This is a genomic window from Priestia sp. 179-F W1.4 NHS (assembly GCF_045369295.1).
GTDB classification, from domain to species: domain Bacteria; phylum Bacillota; class Bacilli; order Bacillales; family Bacillaceae_H; genus Priestia; species Priestia zanthoxyli.
Map to the genome: position 1 here is coordinate 320858 of NZ_JBIQFF010000002.1, position 26755 is coordinate 347612.

The 26755-nt window shown below is 37.9% G+C and carries 29 protein-coding genes, 1 other RNA gene and 1 riboswitch; of the genes, 8 read left to right on the forward strand and 22 right to left on the reverse strand.

Annotated features, from left to right (window positions below; all coding sequences use genetic code 11):
- Positions 1-34 precede the first annotated feature (34 nt).
- Positions 35-529, reverse strand: coding sequence for a hypothetical protein (locus ACH0CI_RS12120; RefSeq protein WP_028414049.1), 495 nt, complete (start codon positions 527-529; stop codon positions 35-37).
- Between the two features lie 159 nt (positions 530-688).
- Between ACH0CI_RS12120 and ACH0CI_RS12125 the strand changes: the two genes are divergently transcribed.
- Complete coding sequence (locus ACH0CI_RS12125) at positions 689-817, forward strand: hypothetical protein (protein ID WP_013056148.1); 129 nt, start codon at positions 689-691, stop codon at positions 815-817.
- A gap of 44 nt (positions 818-861) precedes the next feature.
- Here the strand turns inward: ACH0CI_RS12125 and ACH0CI_RS12130 are convergent, their stop codons facing one another.
- The 13 genes from ACH0CI_RS12130 to ACH0CI_RS12190 form a co-directional block, all read right to left on the reverse strand.
- Complete coding sequence (locus ACH0CI_RS12130; RefSeq protein WP_028414050.1) at positions 862-2007, reverse strand: THUMP domain-containing class I SAM-dependent RNA methyltransferase; 1146 nt, start codon at positions 2005-2007, stop codon at positions 862-864.
- Positions 2008-2216: 209 nt separating this feature from the next.
- On the reverse strand, positions 2217-3884 hold the full coding sequence (locus ACH0CI_RS12135; RefSeq protein ID WP_028414051.1) for a glycoside hydrolase family 13 protein: 1668 nt from the start codon (positions 3882-3884) through the stop codon (positions 2217-2219).
- A 132-nt stretch (positions 3885-4016) separates the two neighbouring features.
- Positions 4017-4643 carry a response regulator gene (locus ACH0CI_RS12140; protein WP_028414052.1) on the reverse strand — a complete coding sequence of 209 codons (627 nt, stop codon included), beginning with the start codon at positions 4641-4643 and terminating at the stop codon, positions 4017-4019.
- Positions 4636-5682 (reverse strand): sensor histidine kinase, encoded by a 1047-nt coding sequence (locus tag ACH0CI_RS12145; RefSeq protein WP_165635696.1) that lies wholly within the window; start codon positions 5680-5682, stop codon positions 4636-4638. The genes ACH0CI_RS12140 and ACH0CI_RS12145 overlap by 8 nt, the downstream gene beginning before the upstream one ends.
- Positions 5679-6407, reverse strand: coding sequence for a cell wall-active antibiotics response protein LiaF (liaF, locus tag ACH0CI_RS12150; protein ID WP_028414054.1), 729 nt, complete (start codon positions 6405-6407; stop codon positions 5679-5681). The genes ACH0CI_RS12145 and liaF overlap by 4 nt, the downstream gene beginning before the upstream one ends.
- Before the next feature lie 141 nt (positions 6408-6548).
- A complete protein-coding gene (locus ACH0CI_RS12155) occupies positions 6549-7169 on the reverse strand; it encodes a PspA/IM30 family protein (RefSeq protein WP_406901508.1) in 621 nt (206 codons plus the stop codon).
- Positions 7170-7205: 36 nt separating this feature from the next.
- Positions 7206-7550, reverse strand: coding sequence for a lmo0954 family membrane protein (locus ACH0CI_RS12160; protein WP_028414056.1), 345 nt, complete (start codon positions 7548-7550; stop codon positions 7206-7208).
- 247 nt (positions 7551-7797) lie between these two features.
- Positions 7798-8186, reverse strand: an RNA gene (gene rnpB, locus ACH0CI_RS12165) — RNase P RNA component class B.
- A gap of 63 nt (positions 8187-8249) precedes the next feature.
- The gene (gene gpsB / locus ACH0CI_RS12170; protein WP_116371885.1) at positions 8250-8579 is read right to left on the reverse strand and encodes a cell division regulator GpsB; all 330 of its coding nucleotides are present in this window, start codon (positions 8577-8579) and stop codon (positions 8250-8252) included.
- A 104-nt stretch (positions 8580-8683) separates the two neighbouring features.
- The gene (locus ACH0CI_RS12175; RefSeq protein WP_033578438.1) at positions 8684-9235 is read right to left on the reverse strand and encodes an SLOG family protein; all 552 of its coding nucleotides are present in this window, start codon (positions 9233-9235) and stop codon (positions 8684-8686) included.
- 63 nt (positions 9236-9298) lie between these two features.
- Positions 9299-9808: a CotD family spore coat protein gene (locus ACH0CI_RS12180; RefSeq protein WP_335706832.1), complete on the reverse strand. Its 510-nt coding sequence runs from the start codon at positions 9806-9808 to the stop codon at positions 9299-9301.
- Between the two features lie 346 nt (positions 9809-10154).
- The gene (locus tag ACH0CI_RS12185) at positions 10155-11405 is read right to left on the reverse strand and encodes a ribonuclease H-like domain-containing protein (RefSeq protein ID WP_406901509.1); all 1251 of its coding nucleotides are present in this window, start codon (positions 11403-11405) and stop codon (positions 10155-10157) included.
- 4 nt (positions 11406-11409) lie between these two features.
- A complete protein-coding gene (locus ACH0CI_RS12190; RefSeq protein WP_406901510.1) occupies positions 11410-13680 on the reverse strand; it encodes a DEAD/DEAH box helicase in 2271 nt (756 codons plus the stop codon).
- A 121-nt stretch (positions 13681-13801) separates the two neighbouring features.
- Between ACH0CI_RS12190 and ACH0CI_RS12195 the strand changes: the two genes are divergently transcribed.
- The 3 genes from ACH0CI_RS12195 (at position 13802) to ACH0CI_RS12205 (ending at position 16188) form a co-directional block, all read left to right on the forward strand.
- Entirely contained in the window at positions 13802-14053 is a 252-nt protein-coding gene (locus ACH0CI_RS12195) for a hypothetical protein (RefSeq protein WP_013056134.1), read from the forward strand.
- A gap of 151 nt (positions 14054-14204) precedes the next feature.
- Positions 14205-15716 carry a sensor domain-containing diguanylate cyclase gene (locus tag ACH0CI_RS12200; RefSeq protein WP_335706829.1) on the forward strand — a complete coding sequence of 504 codons (1512 nt, stop codon included), beginning with the start codon at positions 14205-14207 and terminating at the stop codon, positions 15714-15716.
- Positions 15717-15876: 160 nt separating this feature from the next.
- The gene (locus ACH0CI_RS12205) at positions 15877-16188 is read left to right on the forward strand and encodes a DUF6509 family protein (protein WP_028414061.1); all 312 of its coding nucleotides are present in this window, start codon (positions 15877-15879) and stop codon (positions 16186-16188) included.
- A 277-nt stretch (positions 16189-16465) separates the two neighbouring features.
- On the opposite strand, the gene ACH0CI_RS12210 is transcribed toward ACH0CI_RS12205, so the two are convergent.
- The 3 genes from ACH0CI_RS12210 to ACH0CI_RS12220 form a co-directional block, all read right to left on the reverse strand.
- Positions 16466-16654: a hypothetical protein gene (locus ACH0CI_RS12210; RefSeq protein ID WP_028414062.1), complete on the reverse strand. Its 189-nt coding sequence runs from the start codon at positions 16652-16654 to the stop codon at positions 16466-16468.
- Between the two features lie 104 nt (positions 16655-16758).
- Entirely contained in the window at positions 16759-16962 is a 204-nt protein-coding gene (locus ACH0CI_RS12215) for a cold-shock protein (protein ID WP_013056130.1), read from the reverse strand.
- Between the two features lie 279 nt (positions 16963-17241).
- On the reverse strand, positions 17242-17409 hold the full coding sequence (locus ACH0CI_RS12220; protein ID WP_165573336.1) for a hypothetical protein: 168 nt from the start codon (positions 17407-17409) through the stop codon (positions 17242-17244).
- Positions 17410-17520: 111 nt separating this feature from the next.
- Here ACH0CI_RS12220 and ACH0CI_RS12225 point away from each other — a divergent pair, with 111 nt between their 5' ends.
- The 4 genes from ACH0CI_RS12225 (at position 17521) to ACH0CI_RS12240 (ending at position 21009) form a co-directional block, all read left to right on the forward strand.
- Positions 17521-18066, forward strand: coding sequence for a YhcN/YlaJ family sporulation lipoprotein (locus ACH0CI_RS12225; RefSeq protein WP_014460948.1), 546 nt, complete (start codon positions 17521-17523; stop codon positions 18064-18066).
- A gap of 292 nt (positions 18067-18358) precedes the next feature.
- On the forward strand, positions 18359-19837 hold the full coding sequence (gene putP, locus ACH0CI_RS12230) for a sodium/proline symporter PutP (RefSeq protein WP_406901512.1): 1479 nt from the start codon (positions 18359-18361) through the stop codon (positions 19835-19837).
- Positions 19838-20020: 183 nt separating this feature from the next.
- Positions 20021-20680, forward strand: coding sequence for an SIMPL domain-containing protein (locus ACH0CI_RS12235; RefSeq protein ID WP_335707001.1), 660 nt, complete (start codon positions 20021-20023; stop codon positions 20678-20680).
- 62 nt (positions 20681-20742) lie between these two features.
- A complete protein-coding gene (locus tag ACH0CI_RS12240; protein WP_048018482.1) occupies positions 20743-21009 on the forward strand; it encodes a hypothetical protein in 267 nt (88 codons plus the stop codon).
- A 34-nt stretch (positions 21010-21043) separates the two neighbouring features.
- Here ACH0CI_RS12240 and ACH0CI_RS12245 read toward each other — a convergent pair whose 3' ends face one another.
- From ACH0CI_RS12245 to ACH0CI_RS12265, 5 genes are all read right to left on the reverse strand, one after another.
- Positions 21044-22225, reverse strand: a complete 1182-nt coding sequence (locus tag ACH0CI_RS12245) for a trans-sulfuration enzyme family protein (RefSeq protein ID WP_048018481.1) — start codon at positions 22223-22225, stop codon at positions 21044-21046.
- On the reverse strand, positions 22209-23354 hold the full coding sequence (locus tag ACH0CI_RS12250; RefSeq protein ID WP_328174718.1) for a trans-sulfuration enzyme family protein: 1146 nt from the start codon (positions 23352-23354) through the stop codon (positions 22209-22211). The genes ACH0CI_RS12245 and ACH0CI_RS12250 overlap by 17 nt, the downstream gene beginning before the upstream one ends.
- A 71-nt stretch (positions 23355-23425) precedes the next feature.
- A riboswitch (SAM riboswitch) is annotated at positions 23426-23543 on the reverse strand.
- Between the two features lie 166 nt (positions 23544-23709).
- Positions 23710-24372 (reverse strand): hypothetical protein, encoded by a 663-nt coding sequence (locus tag ACH0CI_RS12255; protein WP_033578431.1) that lies wholly within the window; start codon positions 24370-24372, stop codon positions 23710-23712.
- A gap of 69 nt (positions 24373-24441) precedes the next feature.
- Positions 24442-25521, reverse strand: a complete 1080-nt coding sequence (locus ACH0CI_RS12260) for a hypothetical protein (protein WP_033578430.1) — start codon at positions 25519-25521, stop codon at positions 24442-24444.
- 131 nt (positions 25522-25652) lie between these two features.
- On the reverse strand, positions 25653-26741 hold the full coding sequence (locus tag ACH0CI_RS12265; protein ID WP_406901779.1) for a CotH kinase family protein: 1089 nt from the start codon (positions 26739-26741) through the stop codon (positions 25653-25655).
- Between the last annotated feature and the right edge of the window lie 14 nt (positions 26742-26755).

Below are 26755 nucleotides of genomic sequence, written 5' to 3' on the forward strand. Positions count from 1 at the left end.
CAGGCAAGAAAATCACGCTTCCCTGCCTGCCCCTTTATTCTATAGGATTATTTTTTAAAGCACGCTGAGGTTTCGGTTTCTCTACTATTAGGTGTTGGTAAACGTACATTAAAGCAGCTTTTAACAGAAAGATACCTAGCAAATGGTACTCTTTAAAAGTGCCTACCCTAAAAAGCTTTGCACGGCTCATAGCTCGTTGAAAAGGATAAACAAAAAATGTATCTACGATTGCATTTAATAACATATACCTTCCAAAATGGCCATATGTGAACTTTTTAATCCATAAAGAACCTGCTAAAAATGGACCTAAAAGTAAAGCAGCTTCACCTGTTAAATATGGATGAGGGGGATTAGGGAATATCCACCACTTCTTTTTTTCAGCAATATAGCTTTCAACCATAATTAAAAAGGAAATAAACATAGTAGATGATAAATAGCGCTTAATATGCTGTCGTCCTATAAAAGGGATGGTTAACCATGAAAGAAGCATCATCCCGCCAAAAACCCGTGCTGATCGATTTTTTCTCATTTTATCACCTCTTAGGTTTTAGTATGAGATCTCCCTTTCGTAAATATGTTAGAAATAAGCTAATCATTTCTCGTTTTAAGCCTGCTATTGAAAAGAAATGAATACATATATTGCCCTGCTACTCGCCCATACTATAAAAAAACATAATGGGGTGAGTACATGCATGATTATTATGACGGACTATATAAATACCTGCTTAATGCTACGTTTTGGTTTATTTTATTAATTGTCGTGCTCGGGATAGGCATGTTTGGAATGCTAGCTTATCGCGGTTTAAAAAAGAAATAACGTAAAAAAGCCAAGCTGTTTTTACACCGCTTGGCTTTTTTTATTTATTGATCGTTGCGTGGAGGACGAGGTCCCCAGTACTGATAGTAGTCTGTTTTAATAAATCCGTTAAACAATTTGCGTTTTTTCGTCGCTTTTTTACCGTAGTACTGTTCAAACTGTTCATGAGATGTAAGCATATAAATCGACCACGTATCAAGCTTAGAAAACGCTTCGCCCATTTCAGCGTACATTTTTTCAACAGAAGGACGATCGCTTAAACGTTCGCCGTACGGAGGGTTACCAATAATGATTCCATATTCTTTCGGCGTCGTAAAATCGCGCACTTGCATTTGCTTAAATTGAATTAAATCTCCAAGTCCAGCTTCAAATGCATTTTGCTCCGCTACTTTTACCATACGATGGTCAATATCATGACCAGCAATATCTAGCACTTGGTCGTAGTTCGCTAAATCTTCTGCTTCTTCGCGCGCTTTGTCCCAAATGCTTGCTGACATCCACGGCCACTCTTCTGATAAGAAGTCACGATTAAATCCTGGTGCAATATTTTGACCAATAAGCGCTGCTTCGATAGCAATTGTACCAGAACCGCAGAAAACATCGACAAACGGACGATTCGCATTCCACGGCGTTAGCATAATTAAAGCAGCTGCCAGCGTTTCTTTTAAAGGAGCTTCCCCTTGTCCTACGCGGTAACCGCGCTTATGAAGTCCTGCACCGCTTGCGTCAATTGTTAATGTAGCAACATCTTTTAATAACGCTACTTCAATTTTAAACGTTGACCCCGTTTCTTCGAGCCAGCCTGTTGTTTTGTTATAATGTTTTTTCATGCTGTCAACAATTGCTTTTTTTACAATACTTTGACAATCTGATACGCTGAACAATTTAGATTTAACTGATTTTCCCGATACAGGAAACTGTGCATCTACGGGCAAATAATCTCCCCAATTTAATGCTTTTGTTTGTTCAAAAAGCTCATCAAACGTACGAGCTTTGAACTGTCCAACCTGTACTTTAATTCGATCTGCTGTACGAAGCCATAAATTGCATCGAGCAATTGCAAGCTCGTCTCCTTCAAAGATAACCTTGCCATTATCTACTTCACATTCATATCCTAAAGCACGCACTTCTTTAGCGACTAGTGCTTCAATTCCCATTGCTGCTGTTGCAATAATTTTATATTTCGCCATTTTTCAACCTCATTTTGTTTCTAATTATCTACACTAAGTGTAAAAGTACCATATACATGCGCCGTAGTCAAAGCTTTCTCCGTCTTTTTATCAAAATGCAGAAACTGCTCGCTCTTGGTAGAGCCAGCAGTTTCTTTACCTATGTCACGTTTAAATTTGTTTTTAAAAGCTTTCCACTTTACAGTTGCGCAATCGGTTGCTCAACTTGTTTATGAAAGTAAGTATACACGTGTTTCATATGGGTGCAGCGTACATTGTTCAAGCGTTTCGTTTTTATCCAACGGATAATTATGAATCAGCACTTCTATGTTTGTAAATGAGCTCTCTGAAGGAAACTCGAACGTTTGATTATTCGGTGACATATTACAAATAACAACAGCGGTTTTACCTTCTAATGTTCGCGTATACGCGTAAATAGCGGAATCTTCTTCTGCCAACAGCTTATAAGTTCCATACACCAGCACATCATGCTGTTTTCTAATTTTAATGAGCTGTTTGTAAAAATTCAGTACCGAATTCTTATCACTTTTCTGCTCTTCTACGTTAATGTCTACGTAATTTGGGTTCACTTTCATCCAAGGGTTTCCGGTAGAAAATCCTGCATTTTTTTCTGTATTCCACTGCATTGGCGTCCTTGAGTTATCGCGGCCTGTTTCCCAAATAACTTTCATAATCTCGTCATGTGAATCGCCTTTTTCACGCTGAATACGGTAGTAGTTAATCATCCCAACATCATCATAATCATCAATAGAATCAAATTTAACATTGGTCATTCCAAGTTCTTGTCCTTGATAAATAAACGGTGTTCCTTTCATTAAAAAGTATAGTGCAGCTAAGCACTTTGCACTTTCCACTCGGTAAGCTGTGCTGCCGAATTTATTTACAGAACGAATTTGGTCATGATTTTCTAAATATAAAGCGTTCCAGCCGTTAATTTTTTCTAAACCATTTTGCCAATTAGTTAAAATTGTTTTTAACTCGATTAAATCAAGCGGTTTTTCTTCTCCTTTATCCCACAGTCCCATATGCTCGAACTGAAAAATCATATTGAAGTTTCCGCCATCTTCAGCTACCCACTCATCTGCGCTGTCCGATGTTACACCATTTGCCTCTCCAACCGTCATAATATCGTATTTGGCAAACGTTTTTTCTTTTAGCTCTTTTAAATGTTCTTGAATTCCCGGTCGATTCATATGCCCTTCAAACGATGGCACATAATCTAGCTTTTCAGGGTTCGGCAGATCTGGGAAGCCGGCCACTTTCTTAATATGCGAAATAGCATCTACACGAAAGCCGTCAATTCCTTTATCTAACCACCAGTTAACCATTTCATAAAGCTCATGACGTACTTTTTCGTTTTCCCAGTTTAAATCGGGCTGTTTTTTAGAAAATACGTGCATGTAATATTCTTTTGTCTTTTCGTCGAACTCCCAAGCTGATCCGCTAAAAATAGATTCCCAGTTGTTTGGCTCTTTTCCATCTTTACCTTCGTGCCAGATATAATAATCACGATATGGATTCTCTTTAGCAGACCTAGATTCTAAAAACCAAGGATGTTCATCTGAAGTATGGTTAATAACTAAATCCATAATCAGCTTCATTCCGCGATGGTGAACTTCATCTAACAGCTCATCAAAGTCTTCCATTGTTCCAAAATCTTTCATAATATCTTTATAATCACTGATATCGTAGCCATTATCGTCGTTAGGAGACTGATAAATCGGGCAAATCCAAATGACATCAATTCCAAGATCAGATAAATAGTCTAATTTTGAAATAACCCCTTGAATGTCACCAATTCCGTCGCCGTTTGAATCCATGAAGCTTCGCGGATAGATTTGATACGCAACAGCTTCTTTCCACCATTTCTTTTCCATGTGCTCAACCCCTCAAAATAGTGCTTTTACGTAAGCGTTCGCCTTTACGCATATGGCTATTTTATAATGAATACATGCAAAAAAATAGGTTTTTCACAAAAAAAATCGTTATTCTCTTTTGAATAACGATTCTCACTGCGCTAATTTGTGTTTAAAGGCATAAATGACGGCTTGAGTTCGGTCCTGCACATCCAGCTTACTTAATAAATTGCTCACATGTGTTTTTACCGTCTTTAGCGCAATAAATAATTCGTCTGCAATCTCTTGATTTGTTTTACCCTGTGTCATTAAAAGTAAAATTTCCATTTCACGAGCTGTGAGTTCTTCATGAGGTAAAGACGGCTTTCTCATTTTAGACATCATTTTACCGGTTACTTCAGGCTCTAATACAGATTCCCCCTCATATGTACGGCGAATAGCAGCTGCAATTTCTCCTGCTTTAGACGTTTTTAATAAGTAGCTTGTTGCCCCTGCCTCTAGAGCGGGATATACTTTTTCGTCATCTAGAAAGCTAGTGACAATAATTACTTTTGCTTCCGGCCACTGCTTAATGAGCTGTTTTGTTGCTTCAATCCCGTCCATTTCTTCCATGACTAAATCCATTAAAATAATATCCGGGCGCAGCTGAAGCCCTAATTCAACGGCCTGTTGGCCATTGGCTGCTTCAGCTATTACATGAATGTCTGTTTGAGCCGACAAATACGCTCCTACGCCAATACGAACCATTTCATGGTCATCTACTAACAGTACATTAATCATTTTGCTTCTCCTCTCTTTCTACTAACGGTACTTTTACTTCTAGCTTTGTTCCTTTGTCGGGCAAACTAATAATTTTTAATAGGCCTCCAATTTCAACTGCGCGTTCATACATATTTTGCAGACCGTACGATCCGACTTTCTCCTTTTCTACATCAAAACCAACTCCGTTATCCACAATACGTAAAATAATGGAAAAGTCACGTTTGATCAGCAGCACGTCTAAAGCTGTTGCATTTGCATGACGCAGCGTATTTGATACGGATTCTTGCAAAATTCTAAACAAGTGGTCTTCAATGCCTTTATCAAGTTCAAACCCTTCTATTTTCCAATTTAATTCAAGCGGTACTTTTTGAGCAAGCTCATTCATCAGTTCTTTCATTCCAGCCTGTAGCGATTTTCCTTTTAATGCTGCAGGACGAAGATGAAGAAGCAAAGCCCTCATTTCAAGCTGTGATTGATTAATCATTTTTTCAACCATCTTTAATTGCTTAGCTTCAGAGTCTTGTAGCGTAAGATTGGATTCCGTAATAGCAGACATAAGCATCGAAGCGGCAAATAGCTGCTGACTAACGGAGTCATGCAGTTCTCTAGCAAGCCGATTTCGTTCTTGAGAAACAATTTCTTGCACTTGCTTTTGCTGATTTTCCACTTTTTCCGTTGCCATCTTTTGAGATTGCTGCGCTTGAAAAATCATTTTATGATCTACTTTGTTTAAACGGCTTATAATTCGAGACGTTTCTTGAATAAGCGGTTCATTTGCCGACATATGCCGGTGGCCATTTTCTATTTCATATAATCGGTTTTCAACATATGTCCACTGCTGTCTCCACATAAACCCCATGATTCCTCCAATCACACTTCCAATCGTAAGGCTTAAACTGAAGGAAAACAGCACAAAAGGCATGCCAAATACGCTCGTTTTCCATAAGTCGCTAAGTTGAAAAACAGGATATGCCAAAAACACGGTAAGGAGCACGGATACAAATACAAAAAAACTTAAGAAAATCCCCCACAATAACTGCCGTTGAAGAATACTCATATCCTTTGCACCTCTAAATCTCCAATCACAACAGTTGTAACAATCTTCACCCTATGAGCAGATTGATCAAATTCCTCTGTTTTGATAGACAAATTTTCATTGAACGAAAAGCCGCGCTGATGGCCAAAAACCGTTACGTTTCCTGCTAGTTTAGAATGATTCACAGATACTTCTGTTTCGTAAGGAATGAGCACTTTAATATTTCCAAACACTTGACGAATAAAGATAACCGCATCGCCTTTTGGCAGAACAGTATTGCTTAAATCAATCACAATGTCTCCCCATACGCTTTGAATATTAATATCATCCCATTCGTATACGGAGTCTTCGGTTCTTTGACTACCAAGAAGTTTATTCGTCAAAACCGGCCGGACCTGCACCAAACTTTGGTTTGGCTGCTGTGTCAACTCGTCAGTTGGTCTAAATTCAACCGGATGCTTTCGTAATTGAATAAATCTAAGTAAAAAGTACAGGAAAAGAGCAATAACTAAAAACTTAAAGGCAACCGTATTAAATATATTCAACACAAGCCCAATAACGCCAATCCAAAATAACATACGCCCTAATTTTCTTCTCATTTTTTTTCGCCCAATATACATGAACGCACCGGCAATTAATACAGAAAAGATCAAGCCGCTGTGAAAAAACATAATTTCAATAAACAGGACAAATAAGCTGCAAATAAAAATGAACATAAGAGATTCTGTTTTGTTTACGCTTTGCACAGCTCCCTCTCCTTTCTCCTCGTAGATGACATAGCGTTCTTTGGATGCTGCAGATATCTATTCTCTCACCTTAAAAAGACGCAGAAACCTACGCCTTTTTTAGAATACCATGTTTTATGCAGAAACACTGATTTTTTACGATCATTTTACTCTTTTTTCTAATTCAGCAATCTTGCTGTCTACCGTTTGTCTGTAGTAATTTGTATTAATTTGATTTTCAAGCTGGTCAATATAGGTTTCCATTTCGTCAAACTGACTGTAGGACGCATAAGATGCTTCCGTTTTCATTACTGAATTCATACGATGGTGCGCACGAGCAATATTTTCGCGCCCCATTAGTTCCATACGGCGAATATGCATATCTTTTACCTTATGCTTCATTTCTTCATACTTTTGTTCAAGCTCTTCTAACTGCTTGGATGCATCTTCATAAGATTCTTTTACACGCTTTGCTCTCTCTTCGTAGTGAGCATGCTCTTTTACAATAAATTCATGTAATTCTGCTTCTTCAGCTGCTTGCGCCACTTGTGCTTGCTCATGACGTTTTTTCATCATGTCAAGTGCCAGATGGTATTCGCGATTAAACTGCTCTTTTAACGTGTGCTGCCGCTCAACAAGCTGCCTTACCTTTTCAGTCTCCTGCTCGCATTGGCGCAAATAGTGATTTAACGCAGCAATTGGATTTTTTTGTTCTTTGTGATCAAGTAATTGATGAAGGTCTGCAGAAATCGTTTCTTTCATCCGAGTAAATAAGTTTCTCATTTTGTTCATCTCCTTAGATAATAAAGTGAAATTTTATTATTTTTGATTTAAGTCAGCCCACTGACGTTCAAAGTGCTTAAACGGATCTTCTTTTTCCATTTTTATAGGCCTGCTGCTGTTCCACTTTTTATATACAATGTAAAGTACTACTGCTGCGATGATACCAGCAAGAGCCGGAAGGTTTGAAACGGTTGTTAAGAGTACGACGACACCAATAAACCCCCAGAACCATTTTTTAAAGGGGGTCTCTGCTTTAACAAACCCTTTAAATGCTACGTACAAAATAACCAAGCCAAGCGCAAGTCCTACCATGGGGCCAGCATTTGCAAGAAGAACGATAGCAGCTACCGCACCAATCAAAAACAAACCAACTTTTTTCATTTTGTTTCCTCCTTTCGCTTCTCTATATACTTAGTTTAAGGATGATAACGTTTTTTCAAAACGAGCTAGAGCTTTATTTTCTCCTAAGACCTGAGGCTGACAACAAGCTCAGCCTGATTGTACAAAAAAATGACAGCTTATGATAAGCTGTCATTTTGACATAAAAAAAGCTCTTCCGTTATATGAAGAGCTGGGTTGGATTAAAATATAGTGTATAACAACTATTGTCGATTGCTTTTCAATAACGTTCTGTAAGCCATGTTTTGTACCATTGTACTGCAAGCGGCTAGCTACCTCGTACTCCGGTGGCAATTATCTATCTACAAAATGTAACCATTTTGTCCTTCCTTCCGTTCAGTTCCTTCCAGAAAGTTCCCCTACCATTATTTGGGTTTCTCGCTCGAGGGGTTTACCTCGTTCCACTCTTATCATTTCTGATAAGACTTCGTCACTGTGGCACTTTCAGAGTAGTCAAGCCATATCTTAAAAAGACTTAGGCTTTTTCCCCGCCGTTAGCTTTTAACAGCTACCCTAGCTTATGACTTCGCTAGGCACGAACACTACAGACATCGCAGTCTGTGCGAGCATGGACTTTCCTCTACATCCTCATATGTGATGCAGCAATTACCCGAACGTTATTGATAACGACTTTCCTTAGTATAATAAAAATAGGAGTTGAATGCAACTCCTATTTTTAGGTTATTCGTATAATTTACTTCCAAACACATGTTTTTCTAAGTTTGACAAACGTTTTAAAATATCAAAGTTTGTCGTACCCGCTTGCTGCTGCTGAGCCGGCGGCGGGGTAAACGAAGGTTGTTGCGGCTTTTTAGATAACTCTTCTACTTGCTTTTTTAAGCGTAAATTTTCGGTTTGTAATGCTTCAATTTCTTCATGAAATGCTTCATAATCTTTAATAACAGAATCTAGATACTTATCTACTTCCTCTTGATTATAGCCTCTCATGCCTGTTTTAAATTCTTTTTCTAAAATTTCTTTGGCCGTTAAACGAATTTTATCAGCTAACATCTCTATCACCTCGAATACGATAAACCTTATCTTTATTATAATTCATTTTTTCAAAAATAGCTTCAAATGTCAATTTATCTTTTAAAATGTTTCGTCAAGTGGCGTTAAAAAGACGAAAATTTTTCTTCATCCACGATATCTTGTAAGTCGTGAGACGTCACCATTATAATAGGGTATTCTTCTCGTTCAGCACGCTTTTTAGCCGTTTCTAACATATATTTAGGACTTCCTTCGTGCTCTTCGTCGTAAACTAAACAAATACCTTCACTTTTTTCTACTAAAAATTGATTTTTCAACCGAAACTGTGCTGGACTTTCATATTTCTTTTTTGTGATGCTATCTACATAATCTGCTTGACTTAAGACGAATTCATACAATTCTTTATTGACGTCATTCCATTTTTCTTCCTGCTCCAAAAATGGTGTTAAAACAGCTAACTGAAGCTCGGGATACTCGAGCTGCAGATCAAATACCACTTCTGCTGCCCAAATCTCTACTCCTAGCTGGCCACTAATCAATACCCATTCTAATCCATCTTCTACTAATTCCTGTAATTTTTTATAGAGCGCTTTTTTTATGTATGTAATGCCTTGATGTTTTTCATTAAAAATTCCAAGTTCGAATGGCTTATAACCAGTAACCGTTAGCACCTTCATTATATAACTCCTTTGTAACAAAATAGAATAGGAACTGATGTAATCAGCTCCTATTAACGTACATTATCTAAAATACCCTGAATTAGGTCCTTGATGCGCGCCTTTTGTATGACAGCTTCCTTGGCCGCAACCTTTGTGTCCAGGATAACTAGCGCCTGCTACTTGACCTGGGTAACCTCCTTGGCCTGGAAAACCAGCTCCACCTACTTGACCTGGGTAGCCTCCTTGGCCTGGATAACTAGCTCCACCTACTTGACCTGGGTAACCTCCTTGACCTGGGTAACCAGCACCTGCTACTTGACCTGGGTAGCCTCCCATTTGACCTGGATAGCCTGCTCCACCTACTTGAGTTGGATATTGCTGCGCACCGCCAAAAAACTGTTGATTTGAAGTTTCATTTACAACAGATTGTGTTTGCGGGAAGTAATGCACGTGCTTCACATTTGTATGATTCACCAATGTATTATGACTTGGATGAATGTGAGGTACAACTACCTCCTGAGAAGTAAACTGTGTGCAGCATTTTGTTGGATGCACAATTGGTGGCATACATTTTGTTGGTCTTGGATACATATCCTTTTTCCCCTTTCACTGTTTAGTTATTACACTATTACAATATGTGAAGGGTAATGTACATGTACTAAGACAAACACCTATTTTTGACCTACATAAAGGAGTTATACGAATTTTTCAAACTGCTTAAGACAATTACTGTTAAACAAATTAATGCGAAAAATGATACTAAAATCACATTTTTCATGAGGCCTCTCTCCATCTCACCAAAGTTCTGTTTTTAAGCTGTAAGAATCAGTCTTACATTGACTAATTTTATCAATGACTGAAAAATAGAACAATATAAAACGTCTACAAAAACAAAAGAATAATAATTCTGAATATTTTAAAATAAATCAGCTAAAGCCTATCCTTTAGCTGATTTATTTTTTAATCTAAGAAGTCTTTTTTCAAGCGCTTCCTTCGACGTTTTTTTCGTCATTCCCCTGAGTTGATTCCACTTCTCCGAGGCTAGCTCAGTATATAGAAGTGCTTGATGAACATCTTTGAGACGATGCTCATAAATTTTAGCTAACTCAACCAGTGCTTCTATAGCGACGTCACCTTCACATGTTTGAACCAAGGGTTCAAACATGTCCACTGCCTCTTTCCAACTCTTCTCTTTTTTATAATGATAAGCCATCGCTAGCTGAGCTTTTTTATGCTCTTCTTTTTCTTTTTCCGCTACGCCTTGATAAAGAGAGAAAGCGTGCTTGTTCTCCCCCAACTGCTCATACCACCTTGCCACTTCATATGTTTCTTTTTCTGTAAACTCCTCACTAGTAAGGAGATGTTTTGATAAATGAATGTATAAGGTAATAAGCGATAAAATATCATGTTCATTATGTTTCATAATGTCGAATAAGCCTCTTGGATTTTTCGTTTCAATAAAATCAAAATAAATCATGGGAGCTAAGAAACCGGGAATATCATCAACTCGTTCAATTCCAAGTATTTCTTTTTCGACATTCGTAAGCTTAACCGAACCCATTTTATGTTTCCACAGCCTTCTTGACGCATGCAGTAAATCAAAGTGACCGAACTTAGGCAGCTTGGGCAAATGATCTCTCAATAGCGTATGGCGAGTCTTGACGTGAGGCCAATCGAAAGATTTACCATTATAAGTCACAAGCGTCGTGTAGTCTACTTCTTTTAAAAAACTTTCATAAAATGCTACTTCTCCACTTGGCTCGGTTAATATATGCTGACGAAAAACGACGGAATCTTTTAACACCCTTGCGTATCCTAGCAAAAAGATAGTCGTTCCCGTACCTGTACTAAGCCCCGTCGTTTCCGTATCAAAGAAAAACAAATCTGAATATGTGTGGCCTTTTGATGAAAGCGGATGAGCAACTGTAGACTGATTCCATACTTCCACTACTTTTTTCAGCTCATTAAATTCATAATGTCCATGCTTGTAGTCGAGCGGGTAAACCACTTCTCTGATCATACAGTAGCTGTCTTCGGCAAAGTAAGGCGCAGCATGATTTCCCTTCCATTCCTGCTCATAGGGAATAGACGCGCCCTTAGATCGCTGGGGGTTACTTTCAACCGGAGGCTTCGCTTCTGTAACATGAAGATGCTTTTTCATACGGTTTAATTTATTTTTAAAAGACACGAGTTCACCTACTTTGCAGTTGTTGTAGCAGTACGAGCGCATCGCTTTTCGCGTGTTCTCCCTGTGCTTCCATACCAATACAGGACGGACAGCCGCCTTCGCAAGAACAATTTACAATTAATTGATTAGTTTGACTTAGCACACCATTCATTTGTTCGTATACTTTATCGCTTAGGCCAATGCCTCCCGGGTATCGGTCATATAAGAAGATAGTGGGCTGTTCATTGTGCACCGCTTTTATCTGAGGCACTACATGTAAATCAGAAGGATCGCACATCACCATAAGCGGTGCAATTGACTGAATGGCATTTGCCACGGAAATAAGAGCTTGTTCCAATCGTTCTTCAGATTCGTGAAACTGTTCTTTTTCAAAGCTTAGCCACACGGCATTTGTATGAAGCTCTTCTTCCGGAAGTGAAATGGGACCTGACCCTATGTTTTCATGCGTCTCAAACTTTATTTTTTTAAATATCGTCGCCATGGCGCTGACCATTACATCGCCATAACTGATTGAATATGTCCCTTCCAGTCGTTCTTTATCAGATTCTAGAACCTTCAAGTTAACCGCCAAGTTTGCATCGGTAAAATAATCTACATCGACTTCACGAACATACGCTTTTTTCTCATCCCAGTCCAAGTATTCTACTTGATACTGAATGCCTTGATGCAAGTAAATCGCCTCATCATGAAGAAGCGTCATAGCACTAAAGCGATCCATTTCTCCAATTACTTTCACATTTGCAACGTCCGATTGATCAATGATGACAACATTTTCTTGGGATGCAGAGCGCAGACTGATATTATGAGCTGGGAAGGAATCATTCATCCAGTACCATTTATCTCCGCTAAAATGAATCACTCGTTCTTCTTGCAAAAACTCCAGCACGTCTTCAATTTCTACCCCATCAAATGTTTCTCCCTGCTTAAACGGCAGCTCATAGGACGCACATTTTAAATGATCGACTAAAATAACAAGATTATCAGGATTAATTCGAGCTGTTTCTGGATTTCTGCTAAAAAAGTAATCCGGATGCTGAATCATATACTGATCAAGCGGACTTGAACTTGCGACCATCACAATGACGGCTTCTCCATGACGTCTTCCTGCTCGTCCTGCTTGCTGCCAAGCGCTTGCAACCGTGCCTGGATAACCTGTCATTACACACACCTGCAGCTGCCCGATATCCACTCCTAGCTCTAAAGCATTCGTACTGACTACCCCGTAAATACTTCCCTCTCGAAGTCCTCTTTCTATTTCGCGTCGCTGCTTCGGCAAATATCCTCCTCGATACCCTTGAATAGACTTATGTTGAAGCTGGTTTTTTACGAGCTCCTGCAGATACGTTAAAATAATTTCCACTCGTACTCGGCTTCGTGCAAATACAATCGTTTGAATTTTATTTTTCAAAAACTCTCCTGCAATATTTCGCACTTCAAGCGTAGCACTTCTTCTAATGTTTAAAGGTTTATTCACAATAGGCGGGTTATAAAAAATAAAATGTTTGCGGCCGCTAGGCGCTCCGTTGTTATCTACTAACATAACATGAGCTCCCGTTAAATGTTCAGCGAGTTCTTTTGGATTAGCGATGGTCGCTGATGTACAAATAAAGATAGGATCGCTTCCATAGTAGCGGCAAATTCGCTTTAACCGGCGGATAACGTTGGCTACGTGGCTTCCAAAAACACCGCGGTACGTATGAAGTTCATCAATCACAATGTATTTCAGATTCTCAAACAGTGATACCCATTTTGTATGATGAGGTAAAATAGCTGAATGAAGCATATCCGGATTCGTAATAACGATATGCCCTGCTTTTCTCACCTTTTGGCGGATATTTGCCGGAGTATCTCCATCATACGTGTAGCTATTGATTGGCACTTCCATTTCTTCAATGATTTCATTTAATTCACTTTTTTGATCTTGGGCAAGCGCTTTTGTTGGGAACAAATAAAGAGCTCGAGCTTGATCGTTTTCCATAATACTTTGCAGTACCGGCAAGTTGTAGCACAGTGTTTTCCCCGAGGCTGTTGGCGTAACGGCCACAACATTCTTCTTAGCTGTCGCCAAATCAAACGCTGTTTTTTGATGCGTATAGAGCGAACCAATTCCTCGTTTTTCAAGTGCTTCCCGCAGTTTCGTATGCAAAGAAGCTGGAAATGGCGCAGTTTTAGCTTCTTTCTCTTCGATTGTATGCCAATGAACAATATTTTGCTGATACGATGGATTCGTTTGCAAGATATCTATTACTTCTTGTAAGTTTTTTCGTATTCTCATTTTCATCACCTGCTTCTATTTTAACGAATGAACGTTCGATAGAAAACCATAAGTTTTTGTATGTTTTTGGTGGATTCGGACATGGTATTAATACAGTAAATTTTTCAAGGAGATGTTAAAAATGGGAAGCCCTTATCTTTGCCCCAGCTGCAAAACAAATCGAACGCGCTTTAATATCATTGAACAAAATGCAAAACCTGTAAAAATGGACCCAAGAAGCGGAGACGTCGTAGAAGAATACACAAACGATACGCTCGATGCCTTTCACGCTGCTTATAACGGACCCCAAAAACGCATTCAGTGCGGAGCTTGCGGCTTAGTAGAAGATGAAACCATGTTTGTACGGCATGCTGAATCAAATAAACTTCAATAAAAAAAGGTGGGGCCCTTTGGTCTCACCTTTACTCCTATAACTCTTAGTGCTTTTTCTTGATGGAAAAGCAGACATTTTCATCTAAAAAATTCATGTCTTTTCTTATACAAACATGCTAAAATACCTAAAAAAAGATATGGAGATGATGGTCATGTCATTTCTTATTTCGCTTTTACCTTTCTCCTTTCTGAAGAAATTTCGTTTCCCTTCAGGAAGAGAAGTTAATGAAGATAAAATGTTCGATAAAACGAATGCAGAAATGCTTCAACAAAGAGTCAAGCTAGTTTCACTTGCTCTTGTCATTTCCTACCCTCTTTATATTTATATAGGGTTTTCTTTACTTCAACATGCGGGGACATCTCAGTTTAGACATACACTAATTGGTATTCATTTCACTAGTTTCGCTCTCTCTTCTCTTTATTTATTCTTCTATTATTTTAGTAAAAGAAAAGAGCGATTTGCTAACTACTTAAGCACCATGGTATATGGCTATATATTTTATTACGTATTTGCTGCAGCACTTTCTACTATTAACAGCCAGCTTTTCACAGGTCGCGTAGACGTCTATATGATGCTTTTGATTTCCACAGCTGTTTTATGTCCTATGAAATTAAAACATCTGTGCATTATTTTTATTCCTAACCATCTTTTTTTACTATATGGCTTATCACGATATGTACCGGATTCTTTTTCTCTTATTTCAAAGCAGATCAATACAACTGCAGCAGTTGCTATCGCTTTGCTTATCTCATATATTCTCTATACATACCGTCACAAAGAATATATGAATCATTTACAGCTAAAAGAAAGCGAACATAATTTTTTTACGCTGTTCAAAATTAATCCCTATCCTTTACTATTAACGAGATTATCCGACCACAAAGTGCTGCTCATTAACAATAAAGCTATTCATTTTTACAATCTTGCTTCTCAAGATCTTGATCAACTAGACGGATTTATAATCTACCCTACTGATGAAGATCGAGAGGAGATTTTAAAACGTCTTCAACAAGAAAAGCATGTAAAAAACTACATCCTAGAAGCACGTGAACATGGAGATTCTAAGTGGGTTATGATCAATTATGAATTACTAGAGTATAAAAGCGAAAGCTGCATACTCGCAGGTATTACCGATATAACCGATTTAAAAGCGGTTGAGCATGAATTGAGCTTGCACGCTTCAACTGATATGCTAACCGGAATTTTAAATCGAAGAAGCGGAATGGAAAAACTGCAGCTGGAACTGCTGAGAGCTAAAACCAATGATACATCTTTTGTATTATGTTTTATCGATATTAATTCCTTAAAACTAGTAAATGATCAATACGGTCATAGAGAAGGCGACTGGCTTATTAAAACAATAGCAGAATCAATTAGTGGTTATATTAGCAAGGATGATACGCTCTTTCGCTACGGAGGTGATGAGTTTTTATTAATTGCTCCTGAACAAACGGAAGAATACGTACACGAGCTGTGGCAAAATATTAATAATCAGCTAGAAGATAAAAAGAAAGAATGTAAGAAGCCATATGCACTGTCTGCGAGTTACGGGTTTATTATATGTGCGCCTTCAGACGACACCAATCTAGATACATTAATTCAAAAAGCAGATGCTGCCATGTATAAGCAAAAACATACGCGCGTTTCTTCCATCTTTAAGTAAATCATCGAAGTCCTTGCGCCATCGCATCAAGGAGATTCGCTAAATAGAATGACCAAGGAATAAATCCGTACATGAATTACGCATGCACTTTCTTTCTTTGCAAAGAAAAACTATAATAGATGATGCAAGTATTTTACTGATATATGGAAAGGACGTACATATGTTTACAATTAAAGAATATACAGCTGAACAATTGCAGGATCCATTTGGTCTCCTTCTAGGTGAACGCTATGAATTTCATTTATACATTGAGGTAGAAGAAGAGGATGAATTATATACCGGCAGCGACCTAGCACTACGCGTAGTGTATATTAAAGGCGAAGATAACACTTCTATTGCCCAGACTCATTTCTACGAAGTTTCAACAAATAAAGTATTAGACTTCGACCTAGAAGAAGAGGAAGAAGCAGCTGTCAAAGAGTTTTGCGGGAAGCATTTACCTTCAGAGGAAGGGACAGATAAAGAGGAATAATTAAAAGCGGCTAGAACAAAAGTAGTTTAGTAAAAATCCGAACGATGAATTGAGATTCCTGATGGAGAATCCAACTCGTTCGGATTTTTTCGTAGTGATGATGAACGTAGGTTTCATGTATGTAGGTGCTTATAGCTGTTGATTGGAGGGCAAGGCTCAGCGCCCGCCCGCGGAAAGCGCAGTCTTGCACGGAAACCAACAGCGATGTAACAAGCAATTCATACTAGAGAATCCATTCCATTTGTTCTCTGTTCGTCTTTAGATGGGATCGATTTCGTTATGTATCAATATCTTTTTGATTTCGTTTTTCCATTAGCTTTTTAACTACTTCTTTTGGTTCCCAGCATGTAAACTGATAAGCAGGACGAGTTTCATAGCCTAGTCTCTTGCATTGATACTTCATTCCCTTATCCAATTTAATGCTTTGAAAATGTTGACATGTGGCACAGCAATGAAATGAACTCACGCCTTCCCTTCTCCCCTACTTTAATCTATTTTCTTAATCATACAAATAAAACAAATTTGCACAAAAAAAGCTGCCGATCGGCAGCTTTCATATGTAGCGTTGAATTATAATTTTACAACATTCTCCGCTTGAGGTCCACGTTGGCCTTCAACGATTTCAAATTCAACTTTTTGGCCTTCTTCTAATGTTTTGAAGCCTTCAGATTGGATAGCTGAAAAATGAACAAATACATCATTTTCGCCTGGTACTTCGATAAAACCGAAGCCTTTTTCACTGTTAAACCATTTTACTGTACCTGTAGTAGCCATGTAAAAAAACCTCCAAAAAATGTAAAAAATTTAATATGTTACTCTATATTTACATTTATACCGTAAATAAAAAATTCACATATTATAAAAGAGACCTACGCGAAGTAGATCTCCTTTATAACAAGTGAATTTTCACTAAATCTAATTCGAGTATATGGTCAAAACATAGTATTAATTATATTTGGTTGCGTTTACATTATACTATACCTATATGTAGAATGCAAATATTTGGCCACTTTTAACATATGGCTCATCTGTTTTACAAGATATTTACCTTCCTTACGTCAACATGTTATCAATATGGGCGTCGATAATTTCTTTTCGTTTATTTTGCAGGGTTTCAAATAATAGCTTAGCTTCTTCTGAAGTTAACGCAAACGTTGTTGTTTCTTCATGGTTTTCTTCTTTTGTATGAAGCACAAATATGCTTTGTCGGATTTCACTCATACATATTCCTCCTTTTTCGATAGTATAGGCTTTTTTATATTTTTCATGTATGCTTCACACGTTTTTAACAAATTATAAGAAAGGTTAAAACTTATAAGGAGTGATACTATCATGAAGAAATCGTTTTTGTTTGTTGTAGGCTGCATGACGACCCTTTCTTTATTCGGCTGCAGCACAGCAGATCAAGGTAAAGATGGCGTCATTGACGATAATACAGTCCGCAACGTCACATATGAAAATGGAAACAATAAAACGAAAATGAATGATGTAAACGATACGCAAGACGTACAGCGTAATGAAAAAGAGCAGTACAATCAGTCCGGCGGAATGAGAGTAGCCGATGTGGCAGCTGATCGTATCGTAGCGTTAAAAAACGTAAAAGATGCTAACGTAATCGTAACCGATCATACAGCTTACGTAGCAGCTGTATTAGACGATAACAAAGAAGGTAATCTCACAAAAGATATGGAGCATAAGATTGCACATGAAGTGAGAAAAGCTGACGGCAGTGTTCATCGAGTGTTTGTATCAACAAACCCTGACTTTGTAAACCGTATGAACGGATATGTAGACAAGCTTCAAACCGGCAAACCAGTCTCTGGACTGTTTGACGAGTTTTCAGAAGTGGTTCGCCGCGTATTCCCGAACTCACGCTAATATACATGAATGACAAAAGAGCATTTTACGAAATGCTCTTTTTATTTTATTTTTTGCATAAAATATTGCATAAAAATTGCTCTTATAAATTTCTGAATATTTTTATTTTACTTTATTTTGAAAACGTTTTCATTTCTGTAATATAAAGGTTTAGGGGATTTTAGACTTAGGTAATTTACGATTTTGTGGGTTGATAGTAAGGGAAAAGTTTGTTAGTTTTAGAAACCATAAGATGTTTGCATGGCGAGCAATGCTCGTTTCATGCATAAAAAATGCATAAAGGGGAGATTTGGTGGATATTGGTGTTTATATTTCACTGGGCATTTATTTTGTAGGAATGCTTGGAATAGGATGGTATGCCTACACAAAAACAACTCAAGACGTATCGGGTTACATGCTAGGCGGACGCGGACTAGGTCCGGCCGTTACTGCGCTTTCAGCTGGCGCTTCAGATATGAGTGGATGGATGTTAATGGGGCTTCCAGGATCCATGTATGTGACAGGCCTTTCAAGTTTATGGCTTGCAGTAGGTTTATCTATTGGTGCTTATTTAAATTATTTAATCCTCGCTCCGCGTCTTCGCATTTATACGGAAGTAGCGAACGACTCTATTACAATTCCAGACTTTTTTGAAAATCGTTTTGGCGACCACGCCAAGATTCTTCGAACAGTATCAGCGATTGTTATCTTTATTTTCTTCACTCTTTACACTTCAGCTGGTATGGTATCAGGCGGACGATTGTTCGAATCGGCATTTGGTGTGAATTATCAAATTGGCTTATTTGTAACAGCATCTGTTGTTATTGCCTACACTCTTTTCGGTGGATTTTTAGCTGTTAGTTTAACAGATTTTGTTCAAGGTGTTATTATGTTTCTTGCCTTAGTTTTAGTACCCATTGTAGCTTTCACCAATGTTGGAGGCGTTAACACAACAATGGATATTGTACAGAACATTAATCCAGCATACCTGGACATTTTTAAAGGTACAACCGTTTTAGGTATTATATCTTTCTTGGCCTGGGGACTTGGCTATTTCGGACAGCCTCATATTATCGTTCGCTTTATGGCTATCTCTTCTGTTAAAGAGTTAAAACCTGCACGTCGTATTGGAATGAGCTGGATGATTATTTCTATTATTGGTGCTATGCTGACAGGACTTGTTGGAATTGCATATGTAGAAAAAACGGGTATGAAACTAGCAGATCCTGAAACTATTTTTATTAAATTTGCAGATATACTTTTTAACCCGTTAATTACTGGATTTTTATATGCAGCTCTACTAGCGGCAATTATGAGTACGATTTCTTCTCAGCTGCTTGTAACGGCAAGCTCTGTTACAGAAGATTTTTATAAAACATTTTTCCGACGCAAAGCCTCTGACAAAGAGCTTGTAACAATCGGAAGAGCTGCCGTTTTAGGTGTTGCAATTATTGGTATTTTGCTTTCTTTAAAACCTAGTGATACGATTTTAGGACTTGTCGGATACGCATGGGCTGGATTTGGTTCTGCATTTGGTCCTGCTATTTTACTAAGTCTATACTGGAAGCGTATGACTCGATGGGGGGCACTTGCAGGAATGATTGTAGGTGCTGTCACGGTATTAATTTGGGTAAATACTCCGTTGAAGGATACTCTTTACGAAATGATTCCAGGGTTCTTTTTAAGTTTATTAGCTGTCATTATTGTAAGTTTCCTAACAAAGAAACCATCAAGCGATGTTCAACAGCAATTTGTTGAAATGAAAGAAATTTTAATAAAAGAATCGAAGTAAACAAAAAGAGGATGGACAAACATATTTCAATTGAAGGAAGCTCCGGACGATTCATCGTTCGGAGCTTTTGGTTGTGATAGTGAACGTAGATTGAATTGATTTAGTTATATCTCAATCTCTTTTTGTTTTTAATCTCTCTTCCTTATCATATATATATTAAAGATTAATAAAGGAGGTTTTTGTATGCAACATTCTTATTTCCCTTATGAACCTACACAACAAATGCGCGTAGATACACAAAATAGAGAAATTAAAGTAATTGGTGAAGGAAGTGCTTCAACCATTCCAAATGAAATTTCCATGACGATTGGAACGCGCACGGAAAACCGAGACGTTCAAGAAGCCTTAAAAGAAAATTCAGCTGTTTCAAATACTCTGCTGCAAGAGATAAAAAAACTTGGAATCAATGACCAACAAATTGAAACAGCTTCATTCACCATAAATCCTAAATATGATTACAGCGATGGAAAATCGACTCTTACAGGATACGAAGTACAGCATTTGTTTAGAGTAAGAGTACAAGATGTAAAACAAGCTGGCGATGTTTATAACGCTACGTTTTCAAGCGGAGCCAACGTAGCGCAAGATCTTCAATTTCACGTTACAAATGATGATAAATATGAACAAGAAGCGATAAGTAAAGCTTTGCTTAACGCTAAAGAAAAGGCCTTTACCATTGCCAACACGCTGCAGCTCCCTATTAACCAAATCCCCATTTTAATCGAAGAAGGCCCGGTCTATCAGTCATCTGGATCCTCGCCTAAGTTATTAGCAGCCTCTCCCCCTATCCAAGCTCAGTCCTTGACTGTATCCGCTTCTGTAAAAGTTACGTACACGTATTAATACTTATGATAAACTATAGATTATTATAATGAAGAAACTAATCTAAAGGAGCTCTTTGCACAATGACTTCTGAACATTTACTAGCAGCTTATCAGACCCTATGGTTGAACCGTTCTTTCGCTTCTAAACAAGCCCTGACAAGTGAAGATCAGCTTCACGAAGCCATTCTGAAAGATTTAAAAGATGAAATGACTCATCCACGCGTTCGGCAAACACCGTATGTAAAATATCATCTTGGCATAAAAAGAATTCTAAACAGCGGTCTTTCCTCTGATGAAAAAGTTGCGCTTACGTCCCTATACACAAACCTTTTAGATAGCTGTATATAACAAAAAAAGGACTTCCTTAATGGAAGTCCTTTTTTTATTTAATTAACGCTTTTTCTTCTAAGCTTTGAAAAACAGCGTTAAAGTCTTGCTTCAAATCCTCGAATTCCTCTAGCCCTACTGAAAGGCGAAGAAGTGAATCAGTAATTCCTTTTTCTTCACGTACTTCTTTTGGGATACTTGCATGAGACATTGTTGCAGGATGCGTGAGAATGGATTCAACTGCACCTAGACTAACGCCAATTGAAGCTAATTTGACTCCTTGTAAAATATGTCGTGCTACTTCTTCATCCTGCACTTGGAAAGAAATCATAGCTCCGTATCCATTTGCTTGTTCTGAAATGAGTTTGTGGTCCGGATGACTTTTTAAGCCTGGGTAGTATACACGGCTCACTAGAGATTGTTCTTCAAGCCACTTTGCAAACTGCAGCGCTGTTTTTAACTGCTGATCTAAACGAACTTTTAATGTCTTAATTCCTCGAAGCAGTAAAAAACAATCCTGTGGCCCCAAGATAGCACCAAAAGCATTTTGTACAAACTTTACTTCTTCCGCTAGCTTTTCATCGCTTACTACAACTAAACCGCCAATGACGTCACTGTGGCCGCTGATATATTTTGTAGCACTATGAATGACAATATTTACACCAAGGTCAATGGGCTGCTGCAGATAAGGTGTTAAAAACGTGTTATCCACAATTGTAAGGAGATTGTGCTCCTTCGCCAAACTTGCTACTGCTTTAATATCCGTTACCTGTAAAAATGGATTTGAAGGGCTTTCGATATAAATCGCCTTCGTATCTTTCGTGATAGCTTCTTCTACTTTCTCAACCTTCGTTGTATCAACAAAAGTTGTTTTGATACCAAACTTTGAAAATAATCGTGTTAATACACGATATGTCCCGCCGTACGTATCGTGTGAAACTAAAATTTCATCTCCTGATTCAAAAATGGATAACACCGATGAAATAGCAGCCATACCTGATGAAAAAGCAAAACCAGCGTATCCATTTTCTAGCTGAGCAATAGTGTTTTCTAAAGCCTCACGCGTTGGGTTTCCTGAACGAGAATAGTCATAGCGGCCGTTGTTCGTCTCATCTTCTTGATTAAATGTAGATACCTGATAAATAGGTACGTTAACCGCTCCAAAATGACCGTCAATTCCTGTATTTGCATGAATTAAGTTCGTACCAAATCTATGTTTATTATTGTTGGTATGCATCAAATGCCTCCTTCAAATCTTTAATTAAATCATCTGCGTGCTCAATTCCAACTGATAATCGAAGTAAACAGTTTGTTACTCCGACACGATTTCGAATTTCCTCCGGAATGTCAGCGTGTGTTTGACGAGCTGGGAATGTCATTAAACTTTCCACGCCTCCTAAGCTTTCTGCAAATGTAATAACTTTAACATTTTCTAAAAGTACTGACACGATGTCAGGGTGTGAGACAGCAAAAGAAATCATGCCTCCAAATCCAGTTGCTTGTTTCTTCATGATTTCATAGCCCGGATGTGTTTCAAGACCAGGGTAATACACTTTTTCCACGAGATCATGAGCAGTAAGCCAATTTGCAATTTTCAGTGCGTTTTCGTTATGTTTTTCCATACGAAGCGCTAGCGTCTTAATACCGCGCAATAACAGCCAGCTATCCTGTGGACCTAAGATTGCCCCAGCTGCATTTTGATAAAAACGAATTTTTTCTCCTAAGCTACTACATCGAGCGACTACAAGACCAGCAACAACATCATTATGACCCCCAATGTATTTGCTTGCACTATGTATCACAATATCTGCTCCAAGCTCTAAAGGACGCTGATAGTAAGGGGACATGAATGTATTGTCAACGATAGTAAGCAAATCATGCTGTTTAGCTAACGCAATTGCTTCTGGCAAATCAGTCACGTGCATCATTGGATTTGTAGGTGTTTCAATAAATAAAGCTTTCGTGTTGGGACGAAGCGCATCTTTTACTTGCTCGAGATGGGCTGTGTTGACGTACGAAACAGTAATTCCTTGCTCTGAAAAGATTTCATTTAGTACTCGGTACGTTCCTCCGTATAAATCCTCTGATACAATTAAATGATCTCCGTTTTTAAATAGTGCTAAAACTGCCATTACACCCGCCATTCCTGAAGCGAATGCTACTCCTACTTCTCCTTTTTCTAAAGCAGCAATTGCTTCTTCCAATGCTGTACGAGTAGGGTTTGCCGTACGTGCATAGTCAAATCCTGTACTTTGCCCTAAAGCAGGATGAGCAAATGTTGATGCTTGGTAAATGGGTGTTGTAATAGAACCTGTTGAAGGGTCACGACCTACTCCTGAACGAACTAATAAAGTTTCAATTTTCATCTATTTCTCTCCTTAACTCAAAATAAAAAACACTCTTCACAGATGGAAGAGTGTTCGTTTATACACGATTTCTCTCATCTGTTAGAACAATACTGATGTTCCACAGGAATTAGCACCGTTCAAATGAATGTTTCACTTGATGGTTGCCGGGCATCGCAGGGCCAGTCCCTCCGCCACTCTTGATAAGAGTTCTATATAATTGTTGGTGGTTAACGTTTGTTGTTACTAACTTTAATAAAGATTTTCTTTATTGTCAACATAATTTTCTAAAAAATTTAAATCATCTCATTTGTTTATTCAATATACTTGTCCTGATAAGCACATTAAAAAAGAGACGACACCAAGGTCTCTTTTTCTAAGGCAAGTGCACAGATTTTACGTGAGCTAACTTCCAATACATACTTTCTCCATTTGCCGTAATTAGTTCAACAATATTATTAGAAACTTCTTTAAGTACGCCAATTTTTTCTGATTGATCCCCTAAATCTAATACGACCAGTTGATTTTCATATTTTTTAAGCTGCTCTTCAAAGTTTCTGACAAAAGGTGCAGAGGCAGGCCTTACTGGGAGCTCTTTGTCACTTAAAGAATAAGGGGTTAACTCATTACTATAAGGGGTAAGCCATTTCAAATGATGTAAAGAAACAAAGACATTTTTATACACTGGAGAATAAAACACAAGATAATCATTCAGCACGCTTGTAATATAGCCATGCAATGATTTTCCTCCTGTTACATAAATTTCGATAAATTTTCCTTTTGCCTGCTGTAAAATATTACGATAAGAAATCCGCTGACTTTCTTCTATTAAGTTCTCTTCTATGGTTCGTAAAGGTGTATAATCTTCTTCTGAAACCTCTCGCAAGCGATGTATGTGTAAAAGAGGAATATACAAATAATCATGTCCATTATATAAAACCATTACATCTAACCCGAGATCAACAAGTTTTCCTACAAACGTTGTTTTACCTGATATATCGACTTCAACAATTTTATCAATATAATGATTCATACTCATACTCATTCTCCTCCTTTTTCCTATATGATAGAAAAGGTGCTTTATAAGCACCTTTTATGTTCCAGTTCATCATGCTTTCCAACGATAATTTTTCGTTTTAATAACTTTTTCACCTGGTGTTGAAGAGCGTGAACCCGTACGGCGTCCTCCCGAGCGATCGTCTGTGCGACCTCCTGTACGTCTTCCGGTACGGTCTCCAGTACGGCCATCCGTGCGACCTCCGGTTCTATCTACAGTAGTTGATTCTTGCACAGAATCTTCTTCATTTGTATCTCCATTTTGCTCAGAATTTTCTTCATTTTGCTTGAAAGATCCTTTTGATCCTAAGGCAATGGTTTTTACGTGTCTTGGTTGTAAACGTAAAACTTGATTATTTTGTACAAGAGTAAAGTTTCCATTGCGACTTTGAACTAACACACCTTCTACAGCCTCTGGCCCTCCACCGTTAATAGCTACCCATCTATGCGAAAACTCTTCAAACAGTTCATTGAAACTTTTCGCTTTAATATACTCAGGTGTTTCTTCAACTAATAATGGGTTTTGCGGAACAACAGGCGTATTTTTGCTTACAACTTCACTTACACTCTTTATGTGCTCTACATTGATATAAACGACGCCGTCATCTTCTGTTAGTAATACGACATACGCAGATTCAAATGAGCCTAATACATCAAGGATCTTACCCAATTTTTTCTCTGGCCCTCCTTGATTTATTTGCACTTGTTTATCTTTCATTAATAATAAAGTGCCTGCAAATGTGTTGGCTCTGTGCAGTTCTACTTCACTATTAAATCCAGAAAATGTTTGCGCGGAATTAGACTTTGTATCCTCTGTAATGCTTTTAACATGAGCGAGCTGGTAATAAATAAATGTATATTGCTGTTGTGGAATAAGCTGCGCCGGTTGATTATTTTGCTGATTGTTATTTTGTTTTGTTTCAAGAGCAAGTGTTAAATAATCTGATTGAACGTCGATTAAATATCCCGTTTTAGATTCAGGCCCCCCGCGATAGACAGTTACTACTCTCCCTTTTAATGGTTTAAAGTGGGCAGAGTAGCCCGTGCTTTCAGATTGTTGAACTTTACGAGCGCGACTACGATTGGCATTTTGAGTTTGGTCTTGATTTTGGTCGTAGTAATAGTTACTCATTATTTTTCCTCCTTATTAATTGTCCTTATTGGTCATTCATAATGTATATATACGTATCATGTACAGCTATTGTCTTCCTGCATTTGCCTATTATTCTTAAATTCCACTTTTGCCTATCAGTCTAGTAAAATTCAAAAATCAAAAAGATGACTTTTAATGTACGCTGTTCGGTCTTTTACGAAAGAAAGCATAAGGTCTGGTTCCTTATGGAATTGCTCCAAGTTATCTTTTACGTAAGGATCTTTTAATACATATGGAGCAATATAATCATGCAGTTGATAAATGATTGGTTTCATGTATTCTATTGTAAATTGATTATTTAGAACATTGTTCATTTTTTGAATATATCGCTTTTTAATGCTGTTCACCGCCAGTAAGCGAGCTGTAAGCGTATTAAATCCTTGTGCACGTACATAGTCTCCTTCCATTACTTTTCCATTTACATCTCTTCCCCAAGTTGCATCATAATCCCATGGAATCAGTTCAAAGCGCCCGCTTTCATGATTTAGATAGAGCGCATAGTTATGGACAAAACCGTCGTAATTCTGCATACAAATAATACCGACTAACCAAGATAAGTAGCGGTCGACGTTCAGGTACTTCTCAATATTCTGTTCGAATTCTGTATTTGTCCATGTATTAAGATTAAATATAAACTTTTCTAATTTTCCCTCGTCTCCTTCTCTCACTGCTTTATCTTCATATCCAGATAACAAAGTTGTTTTTGGCTTTTTATCCAAATCGCTCATCAAAGAAAAATTAGCATCTCCGTCTACTGCATAAAATATAGATCCATCCGCTAAATTTCTTTTTTTCAAAAATAGTTCATCTACCGATTCGAGCTGAAGATATATTCCTTCATTTTTCCCATTAATCTTAAGAGTGACAAACTGAGAGTAGGGAGATAAAACATCTAAAGAAGAGAAAAAATCGAGGGACAATTTGTTGCGCATAAGCGATGGATCTTTGTATTCAGCGTTTAGGTGTATTTCTTTGGCGCGCTGAAATATTTTCGGAGAATAAAATTCAATATAATATGACTTTTTCTTCATCTTCCGAATATGGGAGCCTCTTAGGAGCAAATCAATATCGTAGCGTTTTTTGTTAAACTTCATCGTTGCCTGAACCGCTTCTTCTGACCAAATATCTCTTTGCATTTCCTTTAAATCTTTTACATTCACAAACAGAGCGTATTGAGGGATTTCTTTTTGCTTCATGATTCGACCACCTTTCT